Origin of the sequence: Burkholderia sp. LMG 13014 (assembly GCF_905232215.1) — a bacterium.
GTDB lineage: Bacteria > Pseudomonadota > Gammaproteobacteria > Burkholderiales > Burkholderiaceae > Burkholderia.
The window spans coordinates 1-2072 of sequence record NZ_CAJNKE010000825.1 but is presented as its reverse complement, the minus strand read 5'-3'; the positions used below and the strand labels follow the sequence as shown (position 1 = coordinate 2072).

At 65.2% G+C, this 2072-nt stretch carries 1 protein-coding gene; it reads left to right on the top strand.

Translation table 11 applies throughout. The features are described from left to right. The first annotated feature begins 1035 nt into the window (after positions 1–1035). Positions 1036–1944, top strand: a complete 909-nt coding sequence (locus JYJ84_RS35040) for a sterol desaturase family protein (RefSeq protein WP_175220227.1) — start codon at positions 1036–1038, stop codon at positions 1942–1944. The last annotated feature ends 128 nt before the right edge of the window (positions 1945–2072 follow it).

Below are 2072 nucleotides of genomic sequence, written 5' to 3'. Positions count from 1 at the left end.
AAGGCCGGCGCGCAGGCGAGGGTGAGAGCAGTGGCGGTGACGAGGAAGCGGGTTTTCATCGGGTGTCCTTGCGGTTCGTTTCGGTGCACGCAGTGGCGTGGCGACGGGACGAACTTTAGGGCGATGACACACGCCCGTCGCGTCATAAAAGATGTCGCGGTGTTACACGTGGCGTGCTGTTTCGAAGTACGACGAATGCGTGTGCCGGCCGCGCCGATCGCGGGCATGCCGCGCCGCGCAAGGCTGTAGGCGATGCGATGACGTGAGGGCGCGGCGGCTTGGCACGGGTGAGGAACGTGTCGTGCGCAGCGCGAAAGTGTGTCGCGACGACATGCGGCGACATATTTGCCGGCCGATTCATGCGCGTTTTGTGTCGAGCCGCGTCACGCGAATTGAACGCACGCAGTACGCCACATGCGACTGGAACCGGCTTCTTCGTAACAGGGAGCCGCCGGCGCTAACCATCCGAAGAATCGATTTCCTTCCGATCGGTAATGGCAGTGTTCGTATGTCGCGCAGCGGTTTATCCGTCGGCCGATGTCACGTTGTGTACACCGTCGACCGGCTTCGTCACGAGCGACACGTTTTCCGCAGGACAGGCATACACGCTGCCCCAAACCGGCCACGCGCCAGTCCGCAAGTGTCCATGCCTGCCATGCACGACCTGAACGCCTTCCCCTCCGCATGCGGAAACAAGTTTCCCGTCGGACACACATGCGCGCAGCCCCAACCCGGCCCAGCTCCAGTCCGCAAGCGCCGGCGCGCGCCCTGCACCACGTGAACGCATTCCTTCGCGACACGCGGCGACACATTTCCCGCCGCACATACCTACGCGCAGCAACAAAACGGCCACGCTCCAGTCCACACGCGCCCGCACCCGCCGCACACCACCTGACCGCCATTCCCCGCGACATACGGCGACACATTTCCCGCGTGGTCTTTCCATTCCGCGGCCACTACAGTGCGTTCCATTCGACGCGATGGCAGCCCGTGCCGCCCATGACGCGTCCGACTCAACCGAAGGAAAGGCCCATCATGCTCACCACAACAGGAAAGCTCGCGTACTACGTCACGCTCTTCATCGTCGCCGTCTCGCTCGTCGAGGCGGCCGTGCTCACCTGGCGCCGCGCCCGCGGGCCCGAACGGTTCGACTGGAACGAGGTGTGGCTGTCGCTCGCCGATCTCGCGGGCCGCAAGCTGCTCGCGCTGGTGCCGCTGTCGCTCGCCACGCCGCTGTTCGACCTCGCATGGGCGCACCGGCTCTTCACGATCCCGCTCCACAGCATCGCGCTCGCGCTGCTCGTGTTCGTCGGCCAGGAGTTCTGCTACTACTGGTATCACCGCGCGTCGCACCGCGTGCGCTTCTTCTGGTCGACCCATGCGGTGCACCATTCGCCGAACCAGTTGACGCTGTCGTCCGCCTTTCGCCTCGGCTGGACCGGCAAGATCGCCGGCGCCGCGATGTTCTTCACGCCGCTCGTGTGGCTCGGCGTGCGTCCGGAGGCCGTGCTCGCGATCCTGTCGTTCAACCTGATGTACCAGTTCTGGCTGCACAACACGTGGATCCCGAAGCTCGGCTGGTTCGAATACGTGTTCAATACGCCGTCCGCGCACCGCGTGCACCATGCGTCGAACCTCGACTATCTCGATGCGAACTACGGCGGCGTGCTGGTGGTGTTCGACCGGCTGTTCGGCACCTATGTCGCCGAGCGCGCCGACGAGCCCTGCCGTTTCGGCCTCGTCACGCCGACCCGCTCGCGCAATCCGTTCGTCGTCGAGCTCGAGCACTGGGCGAGCCTTGTCCGCGACGTCGCGACGGCCCGCGACGTGTGGACCGCGATCCGTTTCGTGCTGCTGCCGCCGGGCTGGCGCCCCGACAACCAGGGCGAAACGACGGAGGAACTGCGCCGCCGCAGCCTCGTCGCCGTGCGCACGGATGCGTGAACGGCGCTACGCTGTGGCCCATTGCCGGCCGCGCACGCAGGTCGCGGCCGGTATGACCCATGCAACATGCATCATCAAGCAACCCTCGATCCAGGAGAAAACATCGATGGAACACGATCTCAAAGGCA

What these genes read in the sequence shown, in the direction of transcription:
- JYJ84_RS35040 (WP_175220227.1), top strand. Translation starts at nt 1,036, where the DNA reads ATGCTCACCACAACAGGAAAGCTCGCGTACTACGTCACGCTCTTCATC.